The sequence below is a fragment of the Citrobacter sp. wls826 genome (genome assembly GCF_005281245.1).
GTDB classification, from domain to species: domain Bacteria; phylum Pseudomonadota; class Gammaproteobacteria; order Enterobacterales; family Enterobacteriaceae; genus Citrobacter; species Citrobacter braakii.
This window is the reverse complement of the sequence record NZ_SZWS01000015.1, coordinates 30,204-34,511: the sequence shown is the minus strand read 5'-3', so window position 1 is coordinate 34,511 and position 4,308 is coordinate 30,204. Positions and strand designations below refer to the sequence as shown.

The window sequence follows — 4,308 nt, the reverse complement described above, 5'->3', positions numbered from 1 at the left end:
TAGCCCTCTGAGTCGACTGGCTAGCATAGTCTTTCCCGTACCCGGCGGGCCGATGAGCAAGAGATTGTGGCCGCCTGCTGCGGTAAGCTCCAGCCCGCGTTTACCCTGTTCCTGGCCGATAACATCACTCAGATCATCAGCTAATGCGTTAGGCGTAAAATCTGCGGATGATGGCCTGTCTAAATCATGCTTACCTTCGAGAAATGCGCATACGGTCTGCAGGTGATCGGCGATCAGGCACCCTTCGCCGTGTATCAGTCCAACTTCAGCGGCATTCTCTTTTGCGACAATAATTCGCCTGCCTGCACGAATGGCCTCGGTTGCGCTTGATATCGCGCCGGGAACGCCGCGTAGCGCGCCTGTAAGCGCTAATTCACCTACCAGCTCGTAGGTGTCGAGATTGTGGGGTGTAAGCTGCTCAGAAGCGGCCAGAAGCGCAACAGCGATAGGTAAATCATATCGCCCCCCTTCTTTCGGGAGATCGGCCGGAGCGAGGTTTATAGTTATTTTCTTTGCTGGGAATTCATAACCGCTATTAATAATCGCACTGCGTACCCGATCGCGAGCCTCTTTCACCGTCGTTTCGGGCAGCCCCACCATGGTTAAACCAGGCAGGCCGTTGCTGATATGTACCTCGATGGTAATGGCTGGCGCATTCACGCCTAGCGCGGCGCGTGTGTGAACAATCGATAGTGACATAATTCCTCCTGATAAAAGTATTATGTCGTAATACATCGCGGCAAGATTTCACATAATTACGGTTTTTAGATGCTGATTCTCGTATTTTTGCGCAACGTATAATTGCTTGCATTAAGCCTGGAATGACGCCCGCAAATGCTTTTGAATGGTGTTTGTATTGGGGATCGGGTTACCGATGATCGCCTGAAGCGTGAAATATTTTCATTTTTGATTTTTTTGTATAAAAAACAACGGTATTTATCTAAACCGTTAACGACGTCAGAAAAACGAATAAAAAAATATCTTGTGTCATTTGCAAATTCTATGGTAACTCTTTAGGTATTCCTTCGAACAAGATGCAAGAAAATACAAAAATGACAGCCCTTCTACGAGTGATTAGCCTGGTCGTGATTAGCGTGGTGGTGATTATTATCCCACCGTGCGGGGCTGCACTTGGACGAGGAAAGGCTTAGAAAACAAGCCTTAACGAACTAAGACCCCCGCACCGAAAGGTCCGGGGGTTTTTTTTGACCTTAAAAACATACACGAGGAGCAGAAAGTGAACGGTAGCATAAAATTCTGTTTCTCAAGATTTACGGCGGGGATGTAACTATGAATGGGGCACAGTGGGTGGTACATGCGTTGCGTGCACAAGGGGTTCAAACCGTCTTTGGTTATCCTGGTGGCGCAATTATGCCGGTTTACGATGCGTTGTATGACGGCGGCGTAGAGCACCTGTTGTGCCGACACGAGCAGGGTGCGGCAATGGCGGCGATTGGCTATGCCCGTGCGACCGGTAAAACCGGCGTTTGTATCGCTACCTCCGGCCCTGGCGCAACCAACCTGATCACGGGCCTTGCCGATGCGCTGTTAGATTCTGTTCCAGTGGTGGCGATCACCGGTCAGGTGGCATCACCTTTCATCGGAACGGATGCGTTCCAGGAAGTGGACGTGCTGGGGATGTCTCTGTCCTGCACCAAACACAGCTTCCTGGTACAGTCACTCGAAGAACTGCCGCGTATCATGGCTGAGGCTTTCGCCGTGGCGAATTCCGGTCGTCCGGGTCCAGTTCTGGTTGATATCCCGAAAGACATTCAATTAGCCAGCGGTACGCTGGAGCCATATTTTACGACCGTCGAAAACGTAGAGACGTTTCCGCACGCTGACGTTGAGCAGGCACGTAATATGCTGGCGCAGGCACAAAAACCCATCCTGTACGTAGGTGGTGGCGTAGGTATGGCGCAGGCGGTCCCGGCCCTGCGTGAATTTATCGCGGTAACCCAAATGCCGGTCGCCTGCACGCTGAAAGGTCTGGGCGCAGTAGATGCTGACTACCCGTACTATTTGGGCATGTTGGGAATGCACGGTACTAAAGCCGCGAATTTCGCGGTGCAAGAGTGCGATTTACTGATTGCGGTTGGCGCACGTTTTGATGACCGGGTGACTGGCAAGCTGAATACCTTCGCACCGAACGCCAGCGTAATCCACATGGATATCGACCCAGCGGAAATGAACAAACTGCGCCAGGCACACGTGGCGCTGCAGGGGGATTTAAATTCTCTGCTGCCAGCATTACAGCAATTGATGAAGATTGACGAATGGCGTCAGCACAGCGCTGAACTGCGCGCAGAACATACCTGGCGCTACGACCATCCGGGGGAAGCTATCTATGCGCCACTGTTGTTAAAGCAGTTATCCGATCGCAAACCTGCGGATAGCGTAGTGACAACGGATGTTGGCCAGCATCAGATGTGGTCGGCACAGCATATGACCTACACTCGCCCTGAAAATTTCATCACGTCGAGCGGTCTGGGGACGATGGGCTTTGGCCTGCCAGCAGCGGTTGGCGCGCAGGTTGCTCGCCCGAATGATACGGTAATCTGTATCTCCGGTGACGGTTCCTTCATGATGAATGTACAGGAATTGGGCACCGTAAAACGCAAACAGTTGCCGCTGAAGATAGTTTTACTCGACAACCAGCGGTTAGGCATGGTGCGACAATGGCAGCAGCTGTTTTTCCAGGAACGTTATAGCGAAACCACCCTTACCGATAACCCCGATTTCCTCATGTTGGCCAGAGCCTTCGGCATTCCTGGTCAACACATCACCCGTAAAGACCAGGTTGAAGCGGCACTCGACACCATGCTGAGCAGCGAGGGGCCATACTTGCTTCATGTCTCAATCGACGAACTTGAGAATGTCTGGCCTCTGGTGCCACCTGGCGCCAGTAACTCAGAAATGCTGGAGAAATTATCATGATGCAACATCAGGTCGCCGTTGAGGCTCGTTTCAATCCGGAAACGTTAGAACGTGTTTTACGCGTGGTACGCCATCGTGGTTTTCAGGTGTGCTCCATGAATATGGAAGCCGCCAGCGATGCGCAGAATATAAATATCGAATTGACCGTTGCCAGTCCCCGGTCGGTCGACTTACTGTTTAGTCAGTTAAGTAAACTGGTAGATGTTGCACATGTTGCTATCTGCCAGAGCACAACCACATCACAACAAATCCGCGCCTGAGCGCAAAAGGAAGAAAAATGACGACGAAAAAAGCTGATTACATTTGGTCTAATGGCGAGATGATTCGTTGGGAAGACGCGAAGGTCCACGTGATGTCCCACGCGCTGCACTACGGTACTTCTGTATTTGAAGGGATCCGTTGCTACGATTCTCACAAAGGGCCGGTAGTGTTCCGTCATCGCGAACATATGCAGCGTCTGCGTGATTCAGCCAAGATCTATCGTTTTCCCGTTTCTCAGAGCGTTGATGAGCTGATGGAAGCTTGCCGTGAGGTGATTCGTAAAAACAACCTGACCAGCGCCTATATCCGTCCGCTGGTGTTTGTTGGCGACGTAGGGATGGGCGTTAACCCGCCTGCGGGATATACCACTGATGTGATAATCGCCGCGTTCCCATGGGGGGCTTACCTCGGTGCTGAAGCGCTGGAGCAGGGGATCGACGCGATGGTTTCTTCCTGGAACCGCGTTGCGCCGAACACGATTCCTACCGCTGCTAAAGCAGGTGGTAACTATCTGTCTTCGCTGCTGGTGGGTAGTGAAGCGCGTCGTCATGGCTACCAGGAAGGCATTGCGCTGGATGTGAATGGCTACATCTCCGAAGGCGCGGGCGAAAACCTGTTTGAAGTAAAAGACGGCATTCTGTTTACCCCGCCGTTTACCTCTTCCGCGCTGCCGGGTATCACCCGTGACGCGATCATTAAGTTGGCGAAAGATCTCGATATCGAAGTGCGTGAGCAGGTGCTGTCTCGTGAATCGCTGTACCTGGCCGACGAAGTGTTCATGTCCGGTACCGCGGCCGAAATCACCCCAGTACGCAGCGTCGATGGTATTCAGGTGGGCGAAGGCCGCTGCGGTCCGGTCACCAAACGCATCCAGCAGGCCTTCTTTGGCCTCTTCACCGGTGAAACGGAAGATAAATACGGCTGGTTGGATTCAGTAAACCAATAACAAAATTAATATTTCCCCAAAATAGTTCACGTTGCAGGAAGACGGCAACGCAGCGAGCCCCAGGAGCTTACTTTAGTAGGTGACTGGGGGGAGCGAGGCAGCCCTCAGCTGCGGCGTGAAATATGCAGGGGAAAGACAGACGGGAGTTAATCAAGCATGCCTAA

The 4,308-nt window shown here is 52.2% G+C and carries 5 protein-coding genes; 4 read left to right on the top strand and 1 reads right to left on the bottom strand.

Translation table 11 applies throughout. The features are described 5' to 3' along the window. Nucleotides 1-699: magnesium chelatase domain-containing protein (locus tag FDW87_RS02075; RefSeq protein ID WP_170975094.1), on the bottom strand; the 699-nt coding region annotated here is incomplete at its 3' end. Between the two features lie 353 nt (nucleotides 700-1,052). Here FDW87_RS02075 and ilvL point away from each other — a divergent pair. The 4 genes from ilvL to FDW87_RS02055 all read left to right on the top strand — a co-directional run bounded on the left by ilvL (nucleotide 1,053) and on the right by FDW87_RS02055 (nucleotide 4,144). Beyond that, nucleotides 1,053-1,151, top strand: coding sequence for an ilv operon leader peptide (ilvL, locus tag FDW87_RS02070; protein WP_001311244.1), 99 nt, complete (start codon nucleotides 1,053-1,055; stop codon nucleotides 1,149-1,151). A 139-nt stretch (nucleotides 1,152-1,290) separates the two neighbouring features. Continuing rightward, nucleotides 1,291-2,937, top strand: a complete 1,647-nt coding sequence (gene ilvG / locus FDW87_RS02065) for an acetolactate synthase 2 catalytic subunit (protein WP_075849014.1) — start codon at nucleotides 1,291-1,293, stop codon at nucleotides 2,935-2,937. Then, entirely contained in the window at nucleotides 2,934-3,197 is a 264-nt protein-coding gene (ilvM, locus tag FDW87_RS02060) for an acetolactate synthase 2 small subunit (RefSeq protein WP_003018017.1), read from the top strand. Before ilvG ends, ilvM begins: the two co-directional genes overlap by 4 nt. A 17-nt stretch (nucleotides 3,198-3,214) precedes the next feature. Continuing rightward, the gene (locus FDW87_RS02055; RefSeq protein ID WP_003829030.1) at nucleotides 3,215-4,144 is read left to right on the top strand and encodes a branched-chain amino acid transaminase; all 930 of its coding nucleotides are present in this window, start codon (nucleotides 3,215-3,217) and stop codon (nucleotides 4,142-4,144) included. Nucleotides 4,145-4,308: the final 164 nt, after the last annotated feature.

Coding starts and splice junctions, on each gene's coding strand:
- ilvG (WP_075849014.1), top strand. CDS start 1,291: ATGAATGGGGCACAGTGGGTGGTACATGCGTTGCGTGCACAAGGGGTT.
- ilvL (WP_001311244.1), top strand. CDS start 1,053: ATGACAGCCCTTCTACGAGTGATTAGCCTGGTCGTGATTAGCGTGGTG.
- ilvM (WP_003018017.1), top strand. CDS start 2,934: ATGATGCAACATCAGGTCGCCGTTGAGGCTCGTTTCAATCCGGAAACG.
- FDW87_RS02055 (WP_003829030.1), top strand. CDS start 3,215: ATGACGACGAAAAAAGCTGATTACATTTGGTCTAATGGCGAGATGATT.